Source organism: Ruegeria sp. YTSA075 (assembly GCF_059610245.1).
The window spans coordinates 349,726-373,004 of record NZ_JBXWNG010000001.1 but is presented as its reverse complement, the minus strand read 5'-3'; the positions used below and the strand labels follow the sequence as shown (position 1 = coordinate 373,004).

Below are 23,279 nucleotides of genomic sequence, written 5' to 3'. Positions count from 1 at the left end.
CGCCCGATTGCGCCTGAAATCAAAGCGCGCGGGTCATTTCTTGTCTGCCTCAGACCGGCGGTTCGGGCGGTATTGGTTACCGCATCTCCTGCGCCGGAGTAACGCCAAGAATACCCAAGCCTGCTGAAATCACAACCGAAACGGCACGGGCCAATGCGATTTTCGACTGGCTTGTGGCAACATCGCCATCCTGGATGAACCGCAGTTGGGTTTCTTCGTTGCCCTTGTTCCACAGAGCGTGAAAATCCCCGGCCAATTCATATAGATAGAAGGCAACCCGGTGCGGTTCGTTGGTGCGGGCCGCGATCTCAACCAAGCGTGGCCATTCGGCCAGTTTCTTGGCCACAGCCAGCTCTGAGGTATGATCGATCTTGCCCAGATCGGCGCCGACAAGGGTTGCGTCATCGGCGGCAATCTCAGCCTCGGCGGCGCGGCGCAGCACGCTCATGACGCGGGCATGGGCGTATTGCACGTAGAACACCGGGTTCTCACGGCTCTGTTCCAGCACCTTGTCGAAATCGAAATCCAAGGGCGCGTCGTTCTTACGTGTCAGCATCACGAAACGGGTCACATCCGGGCCAACCTGATCGACCACATCGCGCAAAGTGACGAAGTTCCCGGCCCGCTTGGACATCTTGAACGGCTCGCCATTTTTCCACAGCTTCACCAGCTGGGTCAGCTTGATATCCAGCGGCACCTTGCCGTCGGACAGCGCCGAAACAGCTGCCTTCATCCGTTTGACATAGCCACCATGATCCGCGCCAAACACGTCGATCAGCGCGTCAAAGCCACGGCTGACCTTGTCATAGTGATAAGCGATATCCGGGGCGAAATAGGTCCAGGCACCGTCCGATTTTTTAACCGGGCGGTCGACATCATCACCATGCTCGGTCGATTTGAATAGGGTCTGCTCACGCGGTTCCCAATCCTCGGGCTTCTTGCCTTTGGGTGGCTCCAACACGCCCTCATAGATCAGGCCTTTGTCGGTCAGCGACTGCAGCGCAGCCTCGATCCGGCCCGTGCCATAGAGCGATTTTTCCGAGAAGAACACATCCATCTCAACGCCCAGCGCCTTCAGATCGGCGCGGATCAGGTCCATCATCGCGTCGGTCGAGAATTCACGCAGCTGTTCCAGCCACTCGCTTTCCGGCTTGTCGATCAGGCTGTCGCCGTATTTCTCTTTCAGCGCCTCACCGATCGGGATCAGGTAGTCGCCGGGATAGAGACCTTCGGCAATCTCGGGGCTCATACCATTGGCTTCGCGGTAGCGTTCATAGGCAGAACGGGCCAGCACATCTACCTGCGCGCCACCATCGTTGATGTAGTATTCGCGCGTCACATCATGGCCGGAATAGGCCAGCAAGCTCGCCAAGGCATCCCCGAACACCGCGCCCCGCGTATGACCCACATGCAGTGGACCAGTTGGGTTGGCCGAGACATATTCCACGTTGACCTTCTGCCCCTGCCCCATGTTCGAACGGCCATAATCAGGGCCCTGCTCCAACACGTTCGCCAGAACGCCCTGCCACACGGTCGGTGCCAGCCGGAGGTTCAAGAAGCCAGGACCAGCCACTTCGGCACTGGTGATCCGCGCATCCGCCGCCAGCTTCCCGGCCAGCACATCCGCGATATCGCGTGGCTTCATCTTCGCCGGTTTCGCCAACACCATCGCCGCATTGGTGGCCATGTCCCCGTGCGCTGCATCGCGCGGAGGTTCGACCGCCACGTTGTCAAAGCTCAGCCCCTCGGGCAGCGCGCCTTCGGACTGCATCTGCGCCAGCGCGTCCAGTACCAGGCCGCGGATCTCGGAAAACAGGTTCATTTCGGATGTCCTTTTGCTTGCCCGGCGGTTTACCACGCAAGGCGTGAAGGTCAATGGACCGCTCAAGTTTGCGCTTGGCTTCGAACCAGAGCCCGCTAATCTCGGCAGGGCCAGTCCAACCGGAGACTACCTTATGCGCCTTGCCCTGCCCCTTGCCCTGCTGCTGACAACCTCGCTGCCCGCACTGGCTGAGATGCCCGCCCCCACAGGTCACGTATTGCTGACGCTTGGTGGCGCGGTGACCGAAACCAATCTGCCACCTCGTGGCGAGAATGAAGGCGGTCTACTCGGCTTTCTCGATGTTCAGCACGACGGCGCTGCCGGGTTCGACGCAGTGACACTGGACAGCATGAAGCAGGTCGAGATCACTATCCCCTATGGCCCCGAAGGCAATCAGAGAGAGATCGCTTTTTCCGGACCTCTTTTGGCGGATGTCATGACATTAGCAGGCGCCGTCGGCAAGACCGCAAAACCCATGGCTATGGACGGCTATCAGGCAGAGATTCCGTGGGACAGCATCACCACACATCAACCCATCTTGGCCACTCATGCTGACGGGTCCCCAATGGGGATCGGCGGCTATGGCCCGACAATGATCGTGTTCCCTCCGACAGATGATGAAGATCTCGCGCAAGAACAAGCCGGGCAACAGGTCTGGGCGCTGGCTTACATCGAAGTTGAATAATCAACGCCCGGTCAGCCGGGCGTGATCTTGCAGCGCGAACCGATCCGTCATCCCGGCGATGTAATCTGAAACGATCCGGGCCAGAGCCGTTTCATCCGGCGCGGCCTCGATATCCCCGTGCCAGCGCAAAGGCATCTGCTTGGGATCGTTGAGATAAATGGGGAACAGATCCTCCACGACCGCGCTAACCTCGGCCCGAACCTGCATCACGCTGGGGGCGCGGTACATGCGCGCAAACAGAAAGGCGCGGATCTCTTTCAGTTGCGCCCAGAGCGCAGTCGAGAACTGGACAACCGGATGGCCGAGATGGCGGATATCTTCAACCATTTGTGCCCCGGACTTGGCGATCAGGTCCCGCGAGGTGTCGATCACATCCGAGACCATCACCCCAAATACCCGCCGCAATGCCTCGTGCCTGCGGCGATACGGGTCCAGACCCGGATATTTGCGATCCACCTCAGCATAGCAATCCCCCACGATGGGCAGTTGCTGAATGTCCTCATCCGTGAACAGATCAGCGCGCAAGCCATCCAGAAGATCATGATTGTTATAGGCGATGTCGTCTGACAACGCGGCGACCTGTGCTTCGGCACTGGCATGAGTGTGCAGTTCCAGATCGAAACCGGCATTGCATTCTGCCAAGGCCCAGGGCAGCTGTCCAACAACCGGCCCGTTATGTTTGGCAATGCCTTCCAGACATTCCCAAGTCAGATTACAGCCATCAAATTCAGCATAGTGTCGCTCCAGCCGTGTGACGATCCGAATGGCCTGCGCGTTGTGGTCAAAACCGCCATAAGGCTGCATCAACGCATGCAAAGCGTCTTCGCCGGTATGCCCAAACGGTGTATGGCCCAGGTCATGGGCCAGCGCCACCGCTTCGGTCAGCTCCGGGTTGAGGCCAAGCGCACCGGCAATCGTACGCGCCACCTGGGCGACTTCGATGGAATGCGTCAACCGGGTGCGATAGCTATCGCCTTCGTGTTCAACAAAGACCTGTGTCTTGTGTTTCAGCCGCCGAAAGGCGCTGGCATGAATAATCCTGTCCCGATCCCGCTGAAAGCATGATCGAAAACTGCTTTCTTCCTCTGGCACAAGCCGCCCCCTGGCGCGGCCTGGATCCGAGGCAAAACCCGCTCTGTCCAAAGGTCTTGTCCTTGTCGCCTGTCCTTTGGTTGCATATATTGCAGCACGAGAAGGAAATAAACCTTTGGAGTCTGGCATGAATCTGCCCCCAACAGTGACTGAACGCGCCTTTGAACGTCTCGCCGAAATCGGCGCGGCAGATCAAGGGCAGGCTTTGCGCGTCGCAGTGGAAGGCGGCGGATGTTCCGGTTTTCAATACGAAATCGCGCTGGACCAGCCGAAAGAGGATGATCTGGTGCTGGAAGGCAAAGGGCAAAAAGTGATCGTGGATTTGATCTCGCTGCCGTTTCTGGAAAACGCCGTCATTGATTTTACTCAGGAACTGATTGGCGCGCGGTTTGTGATCGAAAATCCAAACGCCACGTCTTCCTGCGGGTGTGGCACGTCATTTTCAATGTAGTGTAGCAGTTGGGGCTCTGCCCCCGCCGCGGCAAGCCGCGACTCCCCCGGGATATTTGTGGCCAGATGAAGCAAAGGATCCTTCATTCATCTGGCTCTAAATATCCCGGAGCGCGAGGCAGAGCCTCGCAAGCCCGCCATACGTCTTGCCGTTGGGGCTGTTCTGCGCGATAGGTTGCCATGAGTTCTGGAGGATCGCGCATGAAAATCGCCACTTTCAACATCAATGGCATCAAAGCGCGCGCCGAGGCCCTGCCCCGCTGGCTGGACGATGCGCAACCCGATGTGGTCTTGCTACAGGAAATCAAATCGATCGACGAAAACTTCCCGCGCGAAATGTTTGAAGAACGCGGCTACAACGTCGAAACCCATGGTCAGAAGAGCTTTAACGGCGTTGCAATCCTGTCGAAGCTGCCCTTGGAGGATGTCTCGCGCGGCTTGCCCGGCGATGACGAGGACGAACAGGCGCGCTGGATCGAGGCCACCGTTGTCGGCAAGCAGGCGATCAGGATTTGTGGGCTCTACCTGCCGAATGGCAATCCGGCGCCTGGGCCGAAATACGACTATAAGTTGGCCTGGATGGAACGTCTCTATGCGCGAGCCAAAGAGCTTATGGCATGCGAGGAACCCGCATTGATGGCGGGCGACTACAATATCATCCCGCAAGACGAGGATGCCAAACGCCCCGAAGTTTGGCGCGAGGATGCGCTGTTCCGCCCCGAAAGCCGCGCGGCGTTTCGCAAAATCCTGAACCTCGGGTTTACAGAAGCCTTTCGCGCCCGCACGCAAGGCCCCGGACATTATTCGTTTTGGGACTACCAGGCCGGTGCTTGGAACCGAAATGACGGCATCCGGATTGATCATTTCCTGCTGACCCCGCAAGCCGCTGATCTGATGCGGGATTGCCAGATCGATGCCGATGTGCGCGGGCAGGAAAAACCATCAGATCATGTTCCAGTCTGGGTAGACTTGGATATCTGATAGGCTAGGCCGTCACGTCGTGACTGTAGATCCATTCATATCGACGTGACAGATGCGGGCCGATCACCGAAAGCGCAAGCTGTGTCGCGAGCCTTTTGGGGCCTTGCAGGTGAAAATTGCGGGCATTTGCGGCAGCGGCGGCAACAACGCGCTCTGTGCGCGGAAGACGCGCTGCCTCGTAAGCAGCCAAGGCGCTGCTCATATCCGAATGATCGTCAAAACACCGGGCCAGAACCCATGCGTCTTCAAGCGCCAGGCAGGCCCCTTGAGCCATAAAGGGCAGTGTTGGATGCGCGGCATCACCTAACAGAGCCATGCGACCATCTTGCCATGTGCGCGCAACGGGTCGCAGGAAAAGCGCCCAAAGATGTGCCTGTTTCACTTCGGCCAATATGTCGCGCACCGGGCCTCCGAAATCCGCAAAGCGGGCGCGCAGGTCATCCGGGTCACCTTGCCTGCGCCAACCTTCTTCTTGCCAATCCGACCGTTCCTCGATGGCCACTATATTCATCAGGCTTTGGTCACGCAGCGGATAGCTCACCACATGGCGGCCTGACCCCATGGTGAGCATGGCGCGCGGCTCGGCCTCAGCCCGCTGCCATGGGATCGTCGCCCGCCAGGCGATCTGGTGGGTGAATTCGGGTGTCTCGAACCCGTTCAAGCTGGGCCGGAGGGTACTGCGTCCGCCATCGGAGGAGATGACGCAATCAGCGCGCAGATGCGCGCCGCTTTCACATACAAGTTCGACCTCGGTCGGATGGCCACGCAGCCCGGCAACGCGCGCTCCTAAACGGATATCTACCCCCGCGGTTTTGGCCGCCTCATGTAACAAATCCAAAAGGTCGGCACGGTGGTAGTAGTAGGTGGGCCCGGCCTTGGGGCCCGGCAAGCGACTGATGACGCGACCGTTGCGATAGTCTCGCAACACGGTTCCGAATGACCTCTGCCCCAAAGCCGGAACATCAGATACGACGCCCAATGCACGCAGAACGCACATCCCGTTTGGGCTGATCTGCAAACCCGCGCCTACCTCGGTCAGGGCGGCTGCCTGCTCGAATACGGTCACTAGCGCCCCGCGCTGCTGCAAGGCAAGCGCGGCGGCCAGACCACCTATGCCACCGCCCACAACACAGAATTTCAGCCCGCCGAGTTTCATCCCTTGGGCTTAACGCAAAAACGCCGAGGCGACAGGCCCCGGCGTACTGATTTTTTGCGAATTTCAGCGATCAATCGTCGCGGTGAACTTTTTCACGGCGCTCGTGCCGCTCTTGCGCTTCCAACGTCATGGTTGCGATAGGTCGCGCGTCCAGACGTTTCAACGAGATCGGATCACCGGTCTTTTCGCAATACCCATACTCACCTTCGTCGATGCGGCGCAGGGCCGAGTCGATCTTGGCAACCAGCTTGCGCTGACGATCCCGCGTGCGCAGTTCCAGCGCGCGGTCGGTCTCTTCGCTTGCGCGATCAGCGACATCGGGAATGTTTCTGGTATTGTCCTGCAGCCCTTCGATCGTGTCGCGGCTGCCTGCAAGTAACTCTGTCTTCCAATCCAGCAGCTTGCGTCGAAAATACTCAAGCTGGCGATCATTCATGAAAGGCTCATCTTCGGCCGGGCGGTAATCATCCGGCAGAAAAACTTCCTGCTTCATATCTGCTCCCTCGGTATGGCCAGAAACGTCGGTTGCGGTTGTATCACCTGACATTTGGCACCCCCTTCTGCGCAGCGTTTATCCGACAGGCACGAGATTGTCACTACACAAACTTAGGATCAGGCTGCCCTCTGGCTGACTGGTCTAAATATGAGACTTAGAACATAAAAACCGAGTTTTTCGGTGAAATTCTGCGGGTGATTTTGTGGCAGGTTGCAATCAACGGTTCGCAGGAAACACCGCGAATCGCAGTAGATGACGGTGTTGGCACGGCAGATTTCGGCTGTGTCGACGCAGCGACCCGGGTTGTCAAAATCTCTGACCCTCTGTAACCCGGATCGCACCACGCGCAGGCGCGCGCAAGAGCATGAGGGGCCCATGACTGCACGTTTCCAAGGCACAGCCGAATATGTCGCCACTGACGACCTGACCATCGCCGTAAACGCGGCAGTGACACTGGAGCGCCCCTTGCTGGTCAAAGGCGAGCCAGGCACAGGCAAAACCGAGCTGGCCAAACAGGTGGCAGGTGCTTTGGGCCTGACCATGATCGAGTGGAATGTGAAATCCACCACCCGCGCGCAGCAGGGTCTGTACGAATATGACGCCGTCAGCCGACTGCGGGACAGCCAATTGGGCGATGTACGGGTACATGATGTGTCAAACTACATCCGCAAAGGTAAGCTGTGGCAGGCCTTTGACGCCGACGAAAAAGTCGTGCTGCTGATCGATGAGATTGACAAGGCCGATATCGAGTTTCCCAACGACCTGCTGCAAGAGCTCGATAAAATGGAGTTCCACGTCTACGAAACCGGTGAAACGGTCCGGGCAAAGCAGCGCCCGATCGTCATCATCACCTCGAACAACGAAAAAGAATTGCCCGACGCCTTCCTGCGCCGATGCTTCTTTCACTATATCCGCTTCCCGGATGAGGCGACGATGCGTCGGATTGTCGAGGTTCACCATCCCGGGATCAAGGATGCCTTGCTGACCACCGCCCTGACCCAATTCTACGAAATCCGTGAGACTCAAGGCTTAAAAAAGAAACCTTCAACCTCTGAGGTGTTGGATTGGCTGAAATTGCTATTGGCAGAGGATCTGACACCAGAGGATCTGAAGCGCGACGGGGCAAATGCGCTGCCCAAGCTTCATGGGGCGTTGCTAAAGAACGAGCAGGACGTCCATCTGTTCGAACGGCTGGCCTTTATGGCGCGCAGCAAAGGTTAGCCTGCCGTTGAATAGGTCGTGAACGCGGCTTGCCTTGGGGCGGGCCGGATGTCAGCATCGGGCAATCGGGGCGCAGTTTATCAACAGGGACGTATCGCTTGGCCAACGTACCAGAAATTCGCCCCTTGCGGGCCGCGGACAGGGATCAATGGGCCGAGATGTGGCGGGCCTATCTGGCCTTCTATGAAACCACCCTACCCGATGAGATTTATGAATCAACGTTTGCACGGTTGCTTGGGGACGATCCGCAGGATTTTTCCTGCTTCGTTGCCGAACAGAACGGCGCGTTGGTTGGGCTGACACACTACCTGTTTCACCGCCACGCATGGAAAGTTGAAAGGGTCTGTTACCTGCAAGACCTGTATGCCCGCCCCGAGGCGCGCGGGACCGGTGTAGGGCGTGCTTTGATCCAGGCGGTGTATGACGAGGCCGATCGCCAGGGCGCGCCAACGGTCTATTGGCTGACACAGGATCATAACAAGACGGCACGCCAGCTTTATGACCGAATCGGCACGCTGACGCCCTTTATCAAGTACAACCGCTCATGATGCGATGGGGCTCCCTTGCTGCGGTATGTCTGCTTTCGGCCTGCGCATCGGTCGAGCGGATTGAATTGCCGGGCAATGTGACAACCATTGAACAGGCCCTGCCCCCGGCCAACAGTTTTACGGCGTCTCGGCCCACCCCTCCGGCCAGGTCCAACACAAACATAGCGGCTGATTTCCTCGATCTGCATTTTGCCTTGGAAAGTGGCACACAGCTGCCCGTGTTCACCCGGTTTGAAACCCCGGTCACGGTGCGGCTGACCGGTAAGCCCACCCCCAGCATGCAAAGCGATCTCGCCCGATTGCTGACCCGACTGCAGAGAGAGGCCCGGATCAATATCCGGCAGATTTCTGAAGGTCAGGCCAATATCACCATTGAGGCCGTCAGCCAGCGCGACATTCATCGTATCCTGCCGAATGCTGCGTGCTTTGTGGTGCCCAATTCCTCCAGCCTGGAAGAATACCGCCGGGATCGTCGCAAGGCCAAAAGCAGCTGGACCGAACTGCGTCAACGGGAACGCCTGGGCATCTTCATCCCCTATGATGTGAGCCCGCAGGAAATGCGCGATTGCCTGCACGAGGAGTTGGCACAGGCGTTGGGGCCGCTGAACGACCTGTATCACCTACCCGATTCCGTGTTCAACGACGACAATATCCATACCGTCCTGACTGGTTTTGATATGCTGATCCTGCGGGCTGCCTATGCGCCCGAGTTGAAAACAGGCATGACGCGCGAACAGGTTGAGGCCGCCCTTCCCGCTGTGCTGAGCCGCCTGAACCCGCGTGGAGACCGGTTACCAGTTCAGCCCTTCACTAAAACTCCGCGCGCATGGATCGACGCCATCAATAAAACGTTGGGCCCCGGCCCCGGATCACCCCGACAGTTCCGCTTTGCCCAGAAGGCCGCAGAGATCGGGCAGCAACAGGGCTGGACCGACCATCGCCGCGCCTATCCGCATTATCTGATGGGTCGCATGATCCAGTTCCGCGACCCTGCTACAGCACTGCAACAATATCAGATCGCCCTGCACTTCCTGAATGCCACACCAGGAACCGAGGTACATCGCGCCCATGTCACGGCACAAACCGCCTCTTTCGCGCTGGCTCAGGATCAAGGCCTCAACGTGTTGCCTGATCTGGACAAGGCTATAGATGTGATGACGCGGGCTGAAAACGCTTCGCTTCTGGCAACTCTCCTCTTGTTGAAATCCGAGGCGCTCATGCAGGCTGGGCAGGTACAACAGGCACGTGCCGTCAGGCTGGACAGTCTGGGGTGGGCGCGATACGGGTTTGGCGCAGATGTGGTGGTGAAATCCCTGGCGGAAAGCCGTGCGACCAGATCAGCCGGTAACAACATAGGCGGATGACAAATACATGCTGGTAGTCCTGGGAATGGCTGTTTTGGGTGCGATACTTGGCGCTTGGAATGCGCGCAAACGCAATGGGAACGGCGCCGACATAGCTCAGTACGCAGCTGTTTATGGCATTGCCTTTGCCTTGCTGGGACTTGTGATGTCGCTGATCCTGGTCCGACTGGTAATTTGACCAATGTTCCTGCCCTTTTTTGAGAACCTCCGTAAAGCTGGCATTCCCGTTTCTCTGCGGGAGTATCTGACCTTTCTGGAAGGGATGAAAAAGGGTCTGGCCACCTATGATGTCGAGGCGTTCTACTACCTCGCCCGAGTGTCAATGGTGAAGGATGAGCGCAATATCGACAAGTTCGACCGCGCCTTTGCCGCCAGTTTCGAAGGGCTGGGTGAGATCAGCTTTGATCAGATTCTGGAGGCGGTCGACATTCCCGCCGACTGGCTTGAGAAAATGGCCGAAAAGCACCTGTCGGCTGAAGAGAAAGCCGAAATCGAAGCACTTGGCGGGTTTGACAAGCTGATGGAGACGCTGCGCGAGCGTCTGAAGGAACAGCAGGGCCGCCATCAGGGGGGCAATAAGTGGATCGGCACCGCCGGAACCTCTCCTTTCGGGGCTTATGGCTACAATCCCGAAGGCGTGCGGATCGGCCAGAAGGAAAGTCGCCATCGGCGTGCGGTCAAGGTCTGGGACAAGCGCGAATTCAAGAACTTGGACGATACTGTTGAACTGGGAACGCGCAACATCAAGGTCGCCCTGAAACGCCTGCGCCGCTGGGCGCGCGAGGGCGCTGCCGAAGAGCTGGATCTGGACGGCACGATCCGCGCCACGGCGGAACATGGCTATCTGGACGTCAAGACCCGGCCCGAACGTCACAACGCGGTCAAGGTGCTGCTGTTTCTGGACGTCGGCGGCTCAATGGACCCGCATATCAAGGTGGTGGAGGAACTGTTTTCTGCCGCGCGGACCGAGTTCAAACATCTGGAATACTACTACTTTCACAATTGCCTCTATGAAGGCGTCTGGCGCGACAATCGCCGACGCTGGGATCAGCAGACCCCCACGCATGAGGTACTGCGGACCTACGGCCCCGACTACAAATGCATCTTCGTCGGCGACGCTTCGATGAGCCCTTACGAGATCGCCTATCCCGGCGGTGCCAACGAGCATTGGAACCAAGAGGCCGGTCAAGTCTGGTTACAACGCGCACGCGATCAATGGGCGTCAAACCTGTGGATCAACCCGGTGCCCGAGAAATACTGGGAATACACCCATTCCATCGGCATGATCCGCGAGATTTTCGAGGACCGGATGGTACCCATGACCCTGGCCGGGCTGGAACAGGGCATGCGAGAACTCACGCGTTAAACCCGCATGTCGGCTCTGAGCTCATAGTGCCGAGTTCAGCAAAATGTCCCAACGTCTGCTGTTGCTTTCTTTTTAGATCAGGCGGCGGGTTCGAGCAAGGCGGTTGGGCTGCTCCTTACTGGCAGGGTGTGATGGGTCAGGTTGAACGTCATGCCATGTCTGAACCATATGACATGCTGTTCGGTCGCAAGACCTATGACATTTTCGCAGGACACTGGCCGAACGCACCCAAATCCGCGCTTTCTGACCGGATCAATCCGGCGCGCAAATACGTCGTCACATCTGGCCGGACAACTCTGAGCTGGGAGAACTCGCACCCGGTTTCTGGTGATATTGCCTCCGAAATCCGCCGCCTGAAGGAAGAGAAGGCACCACTGTTGCAGGTGCATGGGAGCCATCAATTGATACAGGAGTTGCTGGCGCACCGATTGATTGATGAGTTCCGCCTTTGGGTTTTCCCAGTGGTTATCGGTGGCGGAAAACGGCTATTTGGGCAAGGCAGCACTTCAATGAAATTGGAACTCACCTCGTTTGAACCGAGCGGGAATGGCGTATCGATGCAGTTCTATCGTCCTGACAACAGCCGTTCAAACCTTGCGCAGAAACTGTAACGCTGGGCTCTAATCTGGCCAATGCTGAGGTAGCGATCCGCGACGCTTCCCACGCTGAGATCCCTCATCCGTCAGGCGCCTTCATTTTTCGCCAAAACGTGTGCGAACGCTGGCGTATTTCGAGTTTTCAGAATGATGGCATGCCCTTCGTTGTCGGGAAGCAGGTATTCCGATGTTGAGCGGCGGATTCAACATGTGAACCATCGCCTCCGATGCCGCAATCCGCCTCAACGACCGCCGTCGGTGGCTTCGTGGACTGGACGGCGAACTCAGGCTTCCGAACCGATCTTCTTGAGGGTTTCCACCAGACGTTCGAACTCTTCATCTCCAAGCCGTGCCCTGATCTCGGCCTCCACCTTTTTTTTGGCCTTTTGACTATCTCGCTGAGCGGACAACCCTTTTTCAGTAAAATGAACCACTTTGCCGCGACCATCATAAGGATCAGGCTCTCGCCGCAATATCCCGGACGCTTCCAAATCCAGAATGAGTTGCTGAACAGCTTGCTTGGTGAGGCCCATTCTCGCGACAATGTCTGATTGTCTTGTTCCCTTGAGCCCGACATATGGCACGACGCTGGAGCGGGCCTCGGCATACCAGTCATGACCCATCGCGACCATCTCCGCCGCAAACTTTTCCTTCCACGTCGCAGCAGCATCCCAAAGACGCCAGCCCACATGATCAATTCGAAAGTCGTCAATCTTCTTGACCATATATCCACTCCATAGTAGTCAATCTACTTGACGATACTGTTTTCAGACACGCCCAGCAAACGGACGAGATATGATGAGATCAGCCAACATCTATGATGATGTAGCAGACTCCTATGGGAAGGCCCATGCGCTTTGGCTTCGCTTCGCCGGAGGCGAAGCCCAATGTGCCTTTGAAGGGGCGGTCACGGCACTTTTGCGCCCAGGCATCCGGATGTTGGATGCCGCATGCGGCACAGGTACGGTAGCTCGCCGTCTGCTCAAAAGCTTGGACGGCAATTTTGATCTGGTGCTGTTAGACTCATCTCGAAAAATGCTCAGCTTTTGCGCCGATATTCCTGCACAGAGCGTGACCGGTTGCATGAAGGACATGCCATTTCCCGATACCAGCTTCGATTTACTTTCATGCGCATGGGGTATCGAAACGCTGGACGATCCTTATCCGGCGTTGTCAGAGTTTGTACGGGTCACGCGATCTGGTGGTCATATTTGTCTTGTCTTCTGCGCAGATCGCCCGCCTCGATCAATCGCCGATCGGGTTCTAAGAAATCGGATTATCCATTCAGGCCGGGGTTCTTTCTTGGTCCATAACCACGTGCGCGATCTGGCAAAGGCCGCAGGTGCACATCGTATTCAGTCTCTTCATTGCTCCGGGTCGGCAGCTGCAATGATTCTGCACGTTTAACTGAAGAGGTCCCTCATGAACCGAAGAAAATTTGTGATCGGCACAGGCTTGGCATCTTGGGCAATCGGTGCATCCGCTTCCCCTCGGCGAGAAACGATAAGCGTTGATGGTACAACATTCCAATACTGGCATGAAAGCGGGCGGCTATTCTCGACCTTCAGCGCACCAACAACCGGTTGGGTGGCCGTAGGATTTAATAACGAAGAACGTCTCAACGGAACACGCTTTGTCATTGGTGCACTGAGAGGGAGTTCACTTTATGCGGAAGAGCACATCGCCGTAGTGCCAAACCATCCGAAAGTTCAAGACTTAGGGCTTTCACCAGCAGTCCAAGATGTCAGCGGGTACGCCACTGAAAATATGACCACGATACAGTTTTCCTTACCACATTTGTTAGCTGACAGCGATAATCCCACGCTCTCATCGGGCACACGATCCTACGCAATGTTTGCATGGTCACATCATATAGATTTCGAACATCATTCAGCGTGGCGTCGCCATTTCTTGATTGAGCTTTGATCGATCAACGCGGACAAGCAATCATTCGAGCGCTGGGGCGAAAGCCCGCTTTGTTCCGCAAAACAAACTTTCTATTTTTTTGTTTGCCCTCGAAATCAAGTGCTCCCATATCTAACACATGCTTCGCTTAGCCCCGATCCTGCTGGCCATAGCCTATGGTCTTGTGATGTACCGGATTTCCATCTGGCGCACTCATCGTGAGTTGGATCAGAAGTCGACAGAGCTGGCCGATCCGGCGTTGAAGCGCATGACCGACCGGCTGGCCGCAGCCTTGGATATCGTGCGGGTTCCGGTTTACATCTATGAGATCGATCCGGTGAATGGTTTGGCCGCGCCCGATGGGCGCATTTTCATCACCCGCGGATTCTATCGCAAGTTTCGCAACGGAGAGGTTTCAGCCGAGGAAATGGCCAGTGTGATCGCGCATGAGTTAGGGCATGTGGCATTGGGGCATGCAAAGCGGCGGATGATAGATTTTTCCGGTCAGAACGCGATGCGGACGGCGCTGATCATGGTGTTGAACCGGTTCATTCCGTTTATTGGCGCGATGATTGCCAATGCGCTGACCTCGTTGCTGGCCTCGCGCCTGTCACGCCAGGATGAATATGAAGCGGATGAATACGCCGCCGCACTGCTGACCAAGGCCGGGATTGGGATCGGACCGCAGAAATCCTTGTTTCACAAGCTGGAAGATCTGACCCAGCAGAGGGCTGGGATGGTCCCCGCATGGTTGATGAGCCATCCGAAGACGGGTGAGCGGATTGCGGCGCTGGAGGCTCTTGAGCGGCGTTGGGGTGCAGGAGGCAAGGTTTAGGCAGCGAGGGGCCAGCCCCTCGCGCTCCCCGGGATATTTATAGCCAGATGAAGGGGGATCGCGCCTATTGAGAGAGGGCTTTGCCCAATCGTGGAAGGCGCGCCTTTTTCATCAACGCACGCAGAGTCCATTGGTCGCCCGAAAGGCGGTTGGCTTCATCAAGAACGCGGTTGGCGATGGTGGCCATACCGTCGGGGTCCGAGAGCCAGAAACCGTGCAGCAAGCCATCGGGGTCGCGGCGATCAAGCCCCTCTTCCGCCAGGATATTTTTCGGGAAGTCCTTCGCGTTAACGGTCACGATGGTATCAGCTGACGTGTCGATCGCGGTTGCCAGCACGTGGATATCCGCTGCGTCGGGCAACCAAAGGCGGTTTTCAAGCCCTTGTGCGGGTGCGCGTTCGGATTGCGGCCAGTGCGCCTGTGTCAGGGCGATTTCTGCGCGGGCCTGGGCCTCGCCCTCGGGGCCCAGCTTGCGGGCGGCGCGAGCCCATTCTTCCAGAATACGCGCGGACCAGATCGGGGTGAAATGGCCCAGGCTGGCTGCGCCCAGCAGCATCTCTCGCATCACTGTGGGGTAGATGACGCAGGTATCCAGGACCGCCCTCACAGACGGTAGAACACGGCTTTGAGATAACCGCTTTCTGCCAGTTGCGGCAGTTGCGGGTGATCGGGGCCTGCGAAACCGGTGTGGATCAGCTGTGCCTGTCGACCGGCGCGCCCGATCCCGCGCGAGGACGCATCACGAAACCGGCCCAGATCAGCAGCGTGGGAGCAGGAACACAGGCCAAGATAGCCGCCCGGTTTAACCAGAGGGGCCGCCAGCCGGGCGATACGTTCATAGGCGCGCAGGCCCGCATCCAACGCCTGTTTCGAAGGCGCAAAGGCAGGCGGGTCGCAGATCACGACATCGAATTGCCCACCCCCTTCGCCCAGTTGGGTCAGCACGTCGAACGCGTCGCCCTGTTGGGTCTGGAAGCGATCCGCACAGCCCGTGGCTTCGGCCCCTTTGCTTGCCAATTCCAAAGCGGCGGCAGAGCCATCGACGCATGTCGCATGCGCCGCCCCTCCGGCCAGCATGGCAAGGCCAAAGCCGCCTACGTGGCTAAACACATCCAGCACGGTTGCTTCTGGGTGAACCAAACGGGCTGCGAAGGCATGGTTTGGGCGCTGGTCGTAGAACAGACCGGTTTTCTGGCCGCCGGTCAGGTCGGCCATATAGGTTGCACCGTTCATGGGCACTGGCAGCGGTGCGTCGGGCGTTGAACCGCGCAGCGTTTGGTTCACGTCGTCCAGCCCTTCCGGCCCGCGGGTCCGGCCTGAGGCATTTTTCAGGACAGTTGTTACTCCGGTAACTTTGACCAACGCATCGGTGAGCGTTTCCAGATGCGCTTCGGCCCAGGCGGCGTTGGGCTGGATGACGCAGGCATCGCCGAAACGATCGATGATCACTCCGGGAAAGCCGTCGGCCTCGGCGTGGATCAGGCGATAATATGGCGCGTCGAACAGACGTTCACGCATTTCAAGGGCGCGACGCAGGCGGGTTTCGAACCAGCCGGCGTTCAGCTCCGCGTCAAGGTCGCGGTCCAGAACCCGGCACATGATCTTGGAGTCAGGATTGACGGCCACCAGCGCAATCGGCGCGCGTTTGTCGTCTTCAAGCACGGCCAACGCCCCGGCCGGGATTTTGCGGGTGCGGCGGTCGGTGACAATGTCATTGGCATAGACCCAGGGAAACCCGTGGCGCAGGCCGCGCGCATTGGCTTTGGGTTTCAGACGGATACGAGGGCGATCAGTGGTTTGGGTCATGGCCCCCTCTTAGTCATGCATGCGCCGGGGGAAAAGCCCTAACGCGGGCGCGAACGCCAACCGCCACGTCGTTTTGGCGCCTGTGCAGCTTGCAGACCTTCAGCCATGACCTGTGTCATCGGGTGGTCGGCATCCCGCGCGGCATAAGCGGCGTGCAGGGTGGTCAGCGCCTGTTTCTGATCCTGCCCGTCCGGCAGGCTGAGCGCCCAATCAAGGAAGATGCTGCGGCATTCCGGCAGGGCGATGCCCTCAATGTTATAGGCCTCGCGGATCAGGCCTTTGGGGTCATTGGGATCAGTGCTGCGCGCCATCTTCGCCCTCTTTTATCACGTTGCCAATGATCTCGGCAGCGATTGCATAACTGTCTTGCAACGCGGTCTGCAACGGATCAACCTGTTCGAACCCGGTGGCCCGACACAGGAAAGCCGCACCACCCTCGCCAATCTTGTCAGCCTCGATCACCCTGCCCGAGAGCAGCCGTGCCGCGCATTGCACAGACCAACATAGATCGTAGCTGTCTTTCAGTGTTTGTGCCCGCGCGACATCCAGCAACCCGGCTGCGACGGCGCCATCAAGGCCGGAGGGCACATCGCGATCCGCGATACCTGCCACTAGTGCGCCGGTTTGCGCCATCAATTCGATATCCATCATGCGGCCAGGGCCATTTTTGGCATCCCAAACTCCGGCAGGGGCTTTTGCGGCGGCAAGCCGCGAGCGCATTTCGGCGACTTCGTGCAAAACCTTCTTCATATCGCGCGGACGCGACAGGAAATCGGCCCGGAAGGCTTCGATATCTGTGGCCAGCCCCACGCCACCTGCCACCACATGCGCGCGTGTCAGGGCAAGGTGCTCCCAAACCCACGCTTCGTTCTGCTGATAATTGGTGAAGCTGGCCCAACTGGTCGCCACCGGCCCCTGATTGCCCGACGGGCGCAAGCGCATATCGACCTCATAGAGCCGCCCCTGAGACATCGGGGCCGAAAGCGCCGTGATCAGCGCTTGCGTAAACCGCGCATAATAGGTGCGGGTGGCCAGTGGGCGCGGACCTTCGGACATCTCCTGATCCAGAGGGTCGTAGATCACGATCATATCCAAATCGGATTGCGAATTGATCCGCCCCGCCCCAAGCGACCCCATACCCAGAATGGCTGCACCACGGCCCGGAGCGGGACCATGTTTGCGGGCGAAATTCTCGGCCACGTGTGGAAGGATCGAAGCGATAACAGCCTGCGACAGTTCTGCGTATTGACGGCCAGCTTGCGCGCCGTCGATCAAACCTCGCAGATGGTGCACCCCCACGCGGAAATGCCATTCCTTGCACCAGCGCCGCGCCAGATCAAGCTGGGTTTCGTAGTCCGTCTCGGCCGCCAAAGCCTGTTCCAACTCGGCTTGTAGTTCTTGCTGTCCGGGCCAGTCGGCGAAGAAACTGCCACCGATGACCGCATCAAAAACCGAGGCATTGCGGGAAAGATGCGAGGCCAGCGCGTGAGACGTACCCACGATATCGATCAACAGATCGATCAATTGCGGATTGGCCTCGAACAGCGAAAACAGCTGCACCCCGGCAGGCAGCCCGGCCAGAAACCCATCCAAAGCTACCAGCGCCTCTTCGGGTTGAGATGTCTTGGCGAGGCGCGACAGGAGTTCTGGTTTGAGCCGGTCAAAGATGCGCCTACCCCGTTGCGATCGCAGCGCCGGATAAGAGGCCCAACGGGCCAAGATGCTTTTGTCGAACGTGACCTCTTGATCCGGCGTCGGGGTTGCACCGGGGCCAGGGGCAAAGAACCCCTCGGTCAGCTCATGCACCTCGGTCAATCGGCGGGTCAGGTCAGCGGTCAGATCAGCCCCGCTGATCCCCATCAGGCAGGCCACGCGTTCGATACCGTCCTCGGATTGCGGCACTTTGTGGGTCTGAGCATCGTGGATCATCTGGATGCGGTGTTCGACCTCGCGATGCGCGCGGTAGTGATCGGTTAGCTTTTGTGCAACCTCTTCGGGCACCCAGCCTTTTTCCGCCAAGGCAGCCAGACCGGGAACCGTTCCGCGCACGCGGAGATCCGGATCACGCCCACCGGCGATCAACTGGCGGGTCTGGGTGAAAAACTCAATCTCCCGAATGCCGCCCTGCCCCAGTTTCATATCATGTCCGGGGATTGAGAGGCTGCCACCCGTCCCCTTGTTCTCACGAATACGAAGACGCATGTCATGGGCGTCCTGAATGGCGGCGAAATCCAGATGGCGGCGCCAGACAAAGGGACGCAACGCTTCCAGAAACCGCCGACCTGCAGCGATATCGCCCGCACAGGCGCGCGCCTTGATATAGGCGGCGCGTTCCCAAGTTCGACCAAGGCTTTCATAGTAGCGCTCGGCCGCCTCCATCGCCATACAGACCGGCGTGACCGCAGGATCGGGGCGCAGGCGCAGATCGGTGCGAAAGACATATCCGTCAGCGGTTTTGTCGCTGAGCGTGGCGCAAAAGTTGCGCGTGGCGCGGACCATCCCATGCCGCGCGTCATAGAAATCATCCGGGTCGTATCGCGTTTCGTCAAACAGAACGATTAGGTCGATATCCGAACTGTAGTTCAGCTCATGCGCGCCCATCTTGCCCATGGCCAAAATGACCATCCCGGCGGCCGTTTCGACATCATCTTCGCTCATTCCGGGCAGCTTTTTACGTCGAATCAAGGCGGCGATCTCAGCCTTCGCTGCGACATCCGCCGCCAACGCTCCGAAATCAGTCAGCGCAGCGGTCACTTTTTCCAAAGACCACGCGCCCGAGATATCGGCCAGCGCAGTCAGCAACGCCATTCGGCGCTTGGCGACCCTCAGCCCCGGCTTCAGCTGATCCGGAGCCAAAGCCCGCACCACAGCCATAAGTTCGATCATGGCCTGATCGGGCCGCGACAGTGCTTGTGGCAGCCAATCTCTCTCGCGCTCAATCAACCCTTTCAGATAGGTGCTTGATCCGGCGGTTCCGGCAATCAACTCCCCTTGTTCAGGGGTCAAATCCGCCAGCAAATCACGCGTTTCTTCGCCCAAAGACGGATCGAACGCGCGCGGCAAACGGGTGATGGCCAGACTGTCACTCATATCGCGACCCTGCGCATTGCCTCCCCCAAGGTCAATGAGTCAAACGCATCACGCGTTCTGAACCGGCGTGTCCTGACTGAAACTGTTGACCCACGTGTCATGCCGACGCTCCCACAGCGAGGAAATCAGCATCGCCTCCCACTCGGTTGCGCCAGGCCGCACGTAGTCGGCGCGATAGGACAGCAAGACGAAATCCGCTGTCAGAACCCGTAGCTTTTCCTCGCTCAGCCTAAATTCAGCCATCGTCGGCGCATCGGCAAATTGCCCAACGTGATCGTCCCGATTGGCAAAGCCTGACGGGTAGACACCCAGAAAGTCGGCGCTCAGCAGCGCGCGATCCGCGCTGGCATCCCCGACAACCAGCGCAGTCCAAACCTGCTTTTCCAGATCCAGTATTTCGGTAGTCGAAGGGGCGGTGTTTTTGTCGTCCAAAGTCATAGTCGTTTGTTACCCTGTTTTGTGATTGCACGAAAGAAGGCGGATGCGCAGCTACAACCAGCGATCGAAGGTATCTGTGGTTAATTCAATCGACTTGCCCAAGGTCACAAGCTTGAAGAAAGGGCGACAAAGCACGATGCGGTATACGCTCAACCTTGCCTCGGTTTTTAAACCAAAATAGGCTCATTCCATGTGTGGTAAGTTTGCAGCCGGTCACCTGACGCAAAAACAGATGCTCGCGACTCTGGAGTACTTTCTTTATGGAAAGGTCTCTCCCGATCTACCCAAGCCGCTGCCCTCTGGGGGCTACAACGTCTCGCCGACCGATCAGGTCAATATGATCCGCTGGGATGGCGACACTGCCGAACTCACGTCCGCCCGCTGGCAGCTAAAGGACCCACGCAGTCAGAAGCCCATGATCAATTCCAAGATCGAGAATGTCGCGTTCTGGCAGGACTATTGGAACAACGGGCGGTGCCTTATCCCGGCGCTTGGATACTATGAATGGCGAAAAGATCAGGGGCATAGCTTTCCGACCTATATAACGGTCAAACGTAATGAACCGCTTATGTTCTTTGCCGGGTTCTATCGAACGCGAGATGGGCGGCACAGCTGCACCATCATGACACGTAAACCAAGCCCCCAGATAGCGCACATCCATAATCGCATGCCAGTCATTCTGACCCCCTCAGAGATCGAGACTTGGTTAAACGGCGTCACAACACCGCAAGAGGCGCAAGAGACGCTTGGCACGGGATATGAGGGGCGATTTGAATATCATACTGTGAAGCCGATCAAACGCGCATCCGACGGCGAAGACCTAATCGAACCCTACACGCCCCCGATCCAGAGCAAGTTCGATTTCTGAACACGATAGAATGCGCGCGCTGTTCAGTCGTGCTCTGTTGATGCTGCAGACATCCATTCGATAAATTGAACGAAACAGTGGCGCGCTACAATAGCTGCTCTGCGAGAAGGCACAAGTTTTCGATCATCTGACTCGAAAAAATGTAAATCTTTTTCACATCACCCCCTTGCAACCCCGCAAGCACCTCCCATCTAGACAATGTGAAAGGAATTTACATCAACCCCTGGAGAGACCAAATGACCGCATTGTCCGAACCTACCGTCCCTGCAAACCCGGGATGGCTGCACCGCACCGAGGCCTGGATGGACGATAAAGGCAAAGGTGCCTGGATCGCCGCCATGGTCCTTGGTTTCATCTTCTTCTGGCCCGTGGGCCTGGCCCTTCTGGCCTATATGATCTGGAGCAAACGCATGTTCAGCAAATCCTGCAGCCGTCGCAAATCCTGGAACAGCCACATGAGCGCAATGAAGCCGTCGGGCAACAGCGCGTTTGACGCCTACAAATCCGACACGCTGGCTCGGTTGGAACGCGAACAACAAGAGTTCGAAGCCTTCCTGCACCGCCTGCGCGAAGCCAAGGACAAGGCCGAGTTCGACCAGTTCATGGATGAACGCGCCCGCGACAACCACGAAGAGGACGACGGTAAAGGCGAACCTGCCTGATCCCCCTTACCCTGTCCCGGCCTTCGGGACAGGGTAACGCGACATTCATTTTCGGAAATCTGTCTATGACCCACCTGCCCAACCCTGACACACAACCCGAGTTTTATCAGTCCGTCACATCCAAACGCTTTGTCGCCTGGCTGTTCGATATCGCGCTGATCTCGCTGCTGTGTATTATTCCCGTCTTTTTAACCTTTGGCGCAGGGCTGTTTTTCTTGCCCCTGATCTATGCGGTCATCAGCTTTGTCTATCGGGTGCTCACCATCTCGAACGGCTCTGCCACGCTGGGCATGCGCTTCATGGGGATCGAACTGCGCGATGCGTTTGGCGAACGTATGGATATGGGCAAAGCCCTTGCGCATACCGCCGGATATTTTATCAGTATGGCGTTTTTCGTAGTCCAGATCATCTCGATCATAATGATGCTAACCAGCGCGCGCTGTCAGGGTCTGACAGACGCCTTCCTTGGCACCGTCATGATCAATCAACGGGCCTGACCACCCATCGCGTGAATCACTTGGCGGCGCCAAAAACCGTTGTTATCATCAGGTCCGAGGCTACATGGGACCTTCATGCGACATACGCTGCCAATTGCGCCACAGTTTTATGTGACGGCCCCCCAGCCCTGCCCTTACCTTGAGGGCAGGCTGGAGCGTAAGCTGTTCACCGCCCTGCAAGGCGAAGGTGCAGACCAGCTGAACAATTCCCTGTCGCAACAAGGGTTTCGCCGGTCCCAGAATGTGCTCTACCGTCCATCCTGCACTGATTGCGCTGCCTGTCTGTCCGCCCGGATCGATGTCGCCGCCTTCCGCCCAACCAAAAGCCAGAAACGCGCAGTAAAGCGCAACGCCTACCTGCAACGGCGCGCCACATCGCCCTGGGCCACGGACGAACAGTACGAGTTGTTCCGCCGCTACCTCGACACCCGCCACGCCGATGGAGGCATGGCCGATATGGACGTGTTCGAATTTGCCGCGATGATCGAGGAGACCCCAATCCGCAGCCGCGTGGTCGAATATCTGGACCCCGAAACCGGTGACCTGATCGCCGTCAGCCTGACCGATGTGCTCGATGACGGGCTCAGCATGGTCTATTCCTTCTACGACCCGCAACAGCCACAGAACTCTTTGGGCACCTATATGATCCTCGATCATATCGACATCGCGCGCGAGGCAGGCCTGCCCTATATCTACCTGGGCTACTGGGTGCCCGGCAGCCCAAAGATGGGATACAAGGCCAAATTCTCAGGTCTCGAAGCCTATGTTCAAGGGCAATGGCAAAAGGTTCAGGACCCCGCAACCTTCTCCGATAAGTCGCATCATCCGCTCTCTGCGGCCCCTATCGCGGAACAGGTCGCCAATATCCAATTGCCCGACCGCCACCCCACCTAGGGCTGATCCGATATGAAACAAAGCCTGCATGCCGTCACTCTTGTGGTGCCGGATTATGAAACTGCGATTGCCTTTTACACCGAAACGCTCAACTTCACCCTGGAACAGGATATTGATTTGGGCAGCGGCAAACGCTGGGTGCGGGTGTCACCACCCGGCACCAACGGCGCTTCACTTCTGCTGGCCAAAGCCGTAAGCCCCGACCAAAGCGCCGCCATCGGCAACCAGACCGGAGGCCGCGTCGGGTTCTTCCTGCAAACCAATGACTTCCACCGCGACCACACGGCGATGTGCGCAAACGGCGTAGATTTCGAAGAAGACCCCCGCACCGAACCCTATGGCATTGTCGCCGTCTGGCGCGATCCATTCGGTAACCGTTGGGACCTGATCCAGTTCACCTGATCCACTCTTCATCTGGCTAAAAATATCCCGGGGATGAATTGGCCGCAGGCCAAGAAGGGGCTGGCCCCTTGCCCCAAACCAAAAAGCAAAAGGGGGCCATCAGGC

General features: G+C 57.9%; 27 protein-coding genes. 17 read left to right on the top strand and 10 right to left on the bottom strand.

Going from position 1 to position 23,279, the window contains the following annotated elements:
* Window positions 1–76 precede the first annotated feature (76 nt).
* Window positions 77–1,822, bottom strand: a complete 1,746-nt coding sequence (argS, locus tag AC2FGE_RS01920) for an arginine--tRNA ligase (protein WP_496817492.1) — start codon at window positions 1,820–1,822, stop codon at window positions 77–79.
* A 133-nt stretch (window positions 1,823–1,955) separates the two neighbouring features.
* On the opposite strand from argS, the gene AC2FGE_RS01915 reads away from it, so the two are divergent.
* Complete coding sequence (locus AC2FGE_RS01915) at window positions 1,956–2,507, top strand: putative pterin-binding protein (protein WP_496817491.1); 552 nt, start codon at window positions 1,956–1,958, stop codon at window positions 2,505–2,507.
* Here AC2FGE_RS01915 and AC2FGE_RS01910 read toward each other — a convergent pair whose 3' ends face one another.
* Window positions 2,508–3,650, bottom strand: coding sequence for a deoxyguanosinetriphosphate triphosphohydrolase (locus AC2FGE_RS01910; RefSeq protein ID WP_496817490.1), 1,143 nt, complete (start codon window positions 3,648–3,650; stop codon window positions 2,508–2,510).
* Between the two features lie 76 nt (window positions 3,651–3,726).
* On the opposite strand from AC2FGE_RS01910, the gene AC2FGE_RS01905 reads away from it, so the two are divergent.
* On the top strand, window positions 3,727–4,050 hold the full coding sequence (locus AC2FGE_RS01905) for a HesB/IscA family protein (RefSeq protein ID WP_496817489.1): 324 nt from the start codon (window positions 3,727–3,729) through the stop codon (window positions 4,048–4,050).
* Window positions 4,051–4,250: 200 nt separating this feature from the next.
* Window positions 4,251–5,030, top strand: a complete 780-nt coding sequence (gene xth, locus AC2FGE_RS01900) for an exodeoxyribonuclease III (protein WP_496817488.1) — start codon at window positions 4,251–4,253, stop codon at window positions 5,028–5,030.
* A gap of 4 nt (window positions 5,031–5,034) precedes the next feature.
* Here the strand turns inward: xth and AC2FGE_RS01895 are convergent, their stop codons facing one another.
* Together AC2FGE_RS01895 and dksA are read right to left on the bottom strand one after the other, a co-directional pair.
* The gene (locus AC2FGE_RS01895) at window positions 5,035–6,186 is read right to left on the bottom strand and encodes an FAD-dependent monooxygenase (RefSeq protein ID WP_496817487.1); all 1,152 of its coding nucleotides are present in this window, start codon (window positions 6,184–6,186) and stop codon (window positions 5,035–5,037) included.
* Between the two features lie 70 nt (window positions 6,187–6,256).
* Window positions 6,257–6,679 (bottom strand): RNA polymerase-binding protein DksA, encoded by a 423-nt coding sequence (gene dksA, locus AC2FGE_RS01890; RefSeq protein ID WP_170450050.1) that lies wholly within the window; start codon window positions 6,677–6,679, stop codon window positions 6,257–6,259.
* Window positions 6,680–7,057: 378 nt separating this feature from the next.
* Between dksA and AC2FGE_RS01885 the strand changes: the two genes are divergently transcribed.
* The 6 genes from AC2FGE_RS01885 to AC2FGE_RS01860 all read left to right on the top strand — a co-directional run bounded on the left by AC2FGE_RS01885 (window position 7,058) and on the right by AC2FGE_RS01860 (window position 11,792).
* The gene (locus AC2FGE_RS01885) at window positions 7,058–7,903 is read left to right on the top strand and encodes an AAA family ATPase (RefSeq protein ID WP_496817486.1); all 846 of its coding nucleotides are present in this window, start codon (window positions 7,058–7,060) and stop codon (window positions 7,901–7,903) included.
* Window positions 7,904–8,061: 158 nt separating this feature from the next.
* Window positions 8,062–8,451 carry a GNAT family N-acetyltransferase gene (locus AC2FGE_RS01880; RefSeq protein WP_496817727.1) on the top strand — a complete coding sequence of 130 codons (390 nt, stop codon included), beginning with the start codon at window positions 8,062–8,064 and terminating at the stop codon, window positions 8,449–8,451.
* The gene (locus tag AC2FGE_RS01875) at window positions 8,451–9,815 is read left to right on the top strand and encodes a DUF2927 domain-containing protein (RefSeq protein WP_496817726.1); all 1,365 of its coding nucleotides are present in this window, start codon (window positions 8,451–8,453) and stop codon (window positions 9,813–9,815) included. The genes AC2FGE_RS01880 and AC2FGE_RS01875 overlap by 1 nt, the downstream gene beginning before the upstream one ends.
* Window positions 9,816–9,822: 7 nt before the next feature.
* On the top strand, window positions 9,823–9,993 hold the full coding sequence (locus tag AC2FGE_RS01870) for a hypothetical protein (RefSeq protein WP_353006691.1): 171 nt from the start codon (window positions 9,823–9,825) through the stop codon (window positions 9,991–9,993).
* A 3-nt stretch (window positions 9,994–9,996) separates the two neighbouring features.
* On the top strand, window positions 9,997–11,181 hold the full coding sequence (locus tag AC2FGE_RS01865; RefSeq protein WP_496817485.1) for a vWA domain-containing protein: 1,185 nt from the start codon (window positions 9,997–9,999) through the stop codon (window positions 11,179–11,181).
* Window positions 11,182–11,336: 155 nt separating this feature from the next.
* A complete protein-coding gene (locus tag AC2FGE_RS01860) occupies window positions 11,337–11,792 on the top strand; it encodes a dihydrofolate reductase family protein (protein WP_496817484.1) in 456 nt (151 codons plus the stop codon).
* 269 nt (window positions 11,793–12,061) lie between these two features.
* Here the strand turns inward: AC2FGE_RS01860 and AC2FGE_RS01855 are convergent, their stop codons facing one another.
* Entirely contained in the window at window positions 12,062–12,502 is a 441-nt protein-coding gene (locus AC2FGE_RS01855; RefSeq protein WP_496817483.1) for a MarR family winged helix-turn-helix transcriptional regulator, read from the bottom strand.
* Between the two features lie 70 nt (window positions 12,503–12,572).
* Between AC2FGE_RS01855 and AC2FGE_RS01850 the strand changes: the two genes are divergently transcribed.
* From AC2FGE_RS01850 to AC2FGE_RS01840, 3 genes are all read left to right on the top strand, one after another.
* Window positions 12,573–13,184, top strand: a complete 612-nt coding sequence (locus AC2FGE_RS01850; protein ID WP_496817482.1) for a methyltransferase domain-containing protein — start codon at window positions 12,573–12,575, stop codon at window positions 13,182–13,184.
* 15 nt (window positions 13,185–13,199) lie between these two features.
* A complete protein-coding gene (locus tag AC2FGE_RS01845; protein WP_496817481.1) occupies window positions 13,200–13,703 on the top strand; it encodes a DOMON domain-containing protein in 504 nt (167 codons plus the stop codon).
* Between the two features lie 118 nt (window positions 13,704–13,821).
* Window positions 13,822–14,517, top strand: a complete 696-nt coding sequence (locus tag AC2FGE_RS01840) for a M48 family metallopeptidase (RefSeq protein ID WP_496817480.1) — start codon at window positions 13,822–13,824, stop codon at window positions 14,515–14,517.
* A 64-nt stretch (window positions 14,518–14,581) separates the two neighbouring features.
* Here AC2FGE_RS01840 and AC2FGE_RS01835 read toward each other — a convergent pair whose 3' ends face one another.
* The 5 genes from AC2FGE_RS01835 to AC2FGE_RS01815 are packed head-to-tail and all read right to left on the bottom strand — an operon-like array spanning window position 14,582 to window position 19,851.
* The gene (locus tag AC2FGE_RS01835; RefSeq protein ID WP_496817479.1) at window positions 14,582–15,124 is read right to left on the bottom strand and encodes an RSP_2648 family PIN domain-containing protein; all 543 of its coding nucleotides are present in this window, start codon (window positions 15,122–15,124) and stop codon (window positions 14,582–14,584) included.
* On the bottom strand, window positions 15,121–16,323 hold the full coding sequence (locus AC2FGE_RS01830) for an RSP_2647 family RNA methyltransferase (RefSeq protein WP_496817478.1): 1,203 nt from the start codon (window positions 16,321–16,323) through the stop codon (window positions 15,121–15,123). The genes AC2FGE_RS01835 and AC2FGE_RS01830 overlap by 4 nt, the downstream gene beginning before the upstream one ends.
* A gap of 38 nt (window positions 16,324–16,361) precedes the next feature.
* On the bottom strand, window positions 16,362–16,634 hold the full coding sequence (locus AC2FGE_RS01825) for a hypothetical protein (protein ID WP_496817477.1): 273 nt from the start codon (window positions 16,632–16,634) through the stop codon (window positions 16,362–16,364).
* Entirely contained in the window at window positions 16,618–19,413 is a 2,796-nt protein-coding gene (glnE, locus tag AC2FGE_RS01820; RefSeq protein ID WP_496817476.1) for a bifunctional [glutamate--ammonia ligase]-adenylyl-L-tyrosine phosphorylase/[glutamate--ammonia-ligase] adenylyltransferase, read from the bottom strand. The genes AC2FGE_RS01825 and glnE overlap by 17 nt, the downstream gene beginning before the upstream one ends.
* A gap of 48 nt (window positions 19,414–19,461) precedes the next feature.
* Window positions 19,462–19,851, bottom strand: coding sequence for a DUF4440 domain-containing protein (locus AC2FGE_RS01815; RefSeq protein WP_496817475.1), 390 nt, complete (start codon window positions 19,849–19,851; stop codon window positions 19,462–19,464).
* Window positions 19,852–20,041: 190 nt separating this feature from the next.
* Between AC2FGE_RS01815 and AC2FGE_RS01810 the strand changes: the two genes are divergently transcribed.
* From AC2FGE_RS01810 to AC2FGE_RS01790, 5 genes are all read left to right on the top strand, one after another.
* Complete coding sequence (locus tag AC2FGE_RS01810) at window positions 20,042–20,719, top strand: SOS response-associated peptidase (RefSeq protein ID WP_496817474.1); 678 nt, start codon at window positions 20,042–20,044, stop codon at window positions 20,717–20,719.
* 236 nt (window positions 20,720–20,955) lie between these two features.
* The gene (locus AC2FGE_RS01805) at window positions 20,956–21,381 is read left to right on the top strand and encodes a DUF2852 domain-containing protein (protein WP_496817473.1); all 426 of its coding nucleotides are present in this window, start codon (window positions 20,956–20,958) and stop codon (window positions 21,379–21,381) included.
* Between the two features lie 65 nt (window positions 21,382–21,446).
* Window positions 21,447–21,878, top strand: coding sequence for an RDD family protein (locus AC2FGE_RS01800; RefSeq protein WP_496817472.1), 432 nt, complete (start codon window positions 21,447–21,449; stop codon window positions 21,876–21,878).
* A 75-nt stretch (window positions 21,879–21,953) separates the two neighbouring features.
* Window positions 21,954–22,772, top strand: coding sequence for an arginyltransferase (locus AC2FGE_RS01795; protein WP_496817471.1), 819 nt, complete (start codon window positions 21,954–21,956; stop codon window positions 22,770–22,772).
* A 12-nt stretch (window positions 22,773–22,784) separates the two neighbouring features.
* Window positions 22,785–23,174, top strand: coding sequence for a VOC family protein (locus AC2FGE_RS01790; protein WP_496817470.1), 390 nt, complete (start codon window positions 22,785–22,787; stop codon window positions 23,172–23,174).
* Window positions 23,175–23,279: the final 105 nt, after the last annotated feature.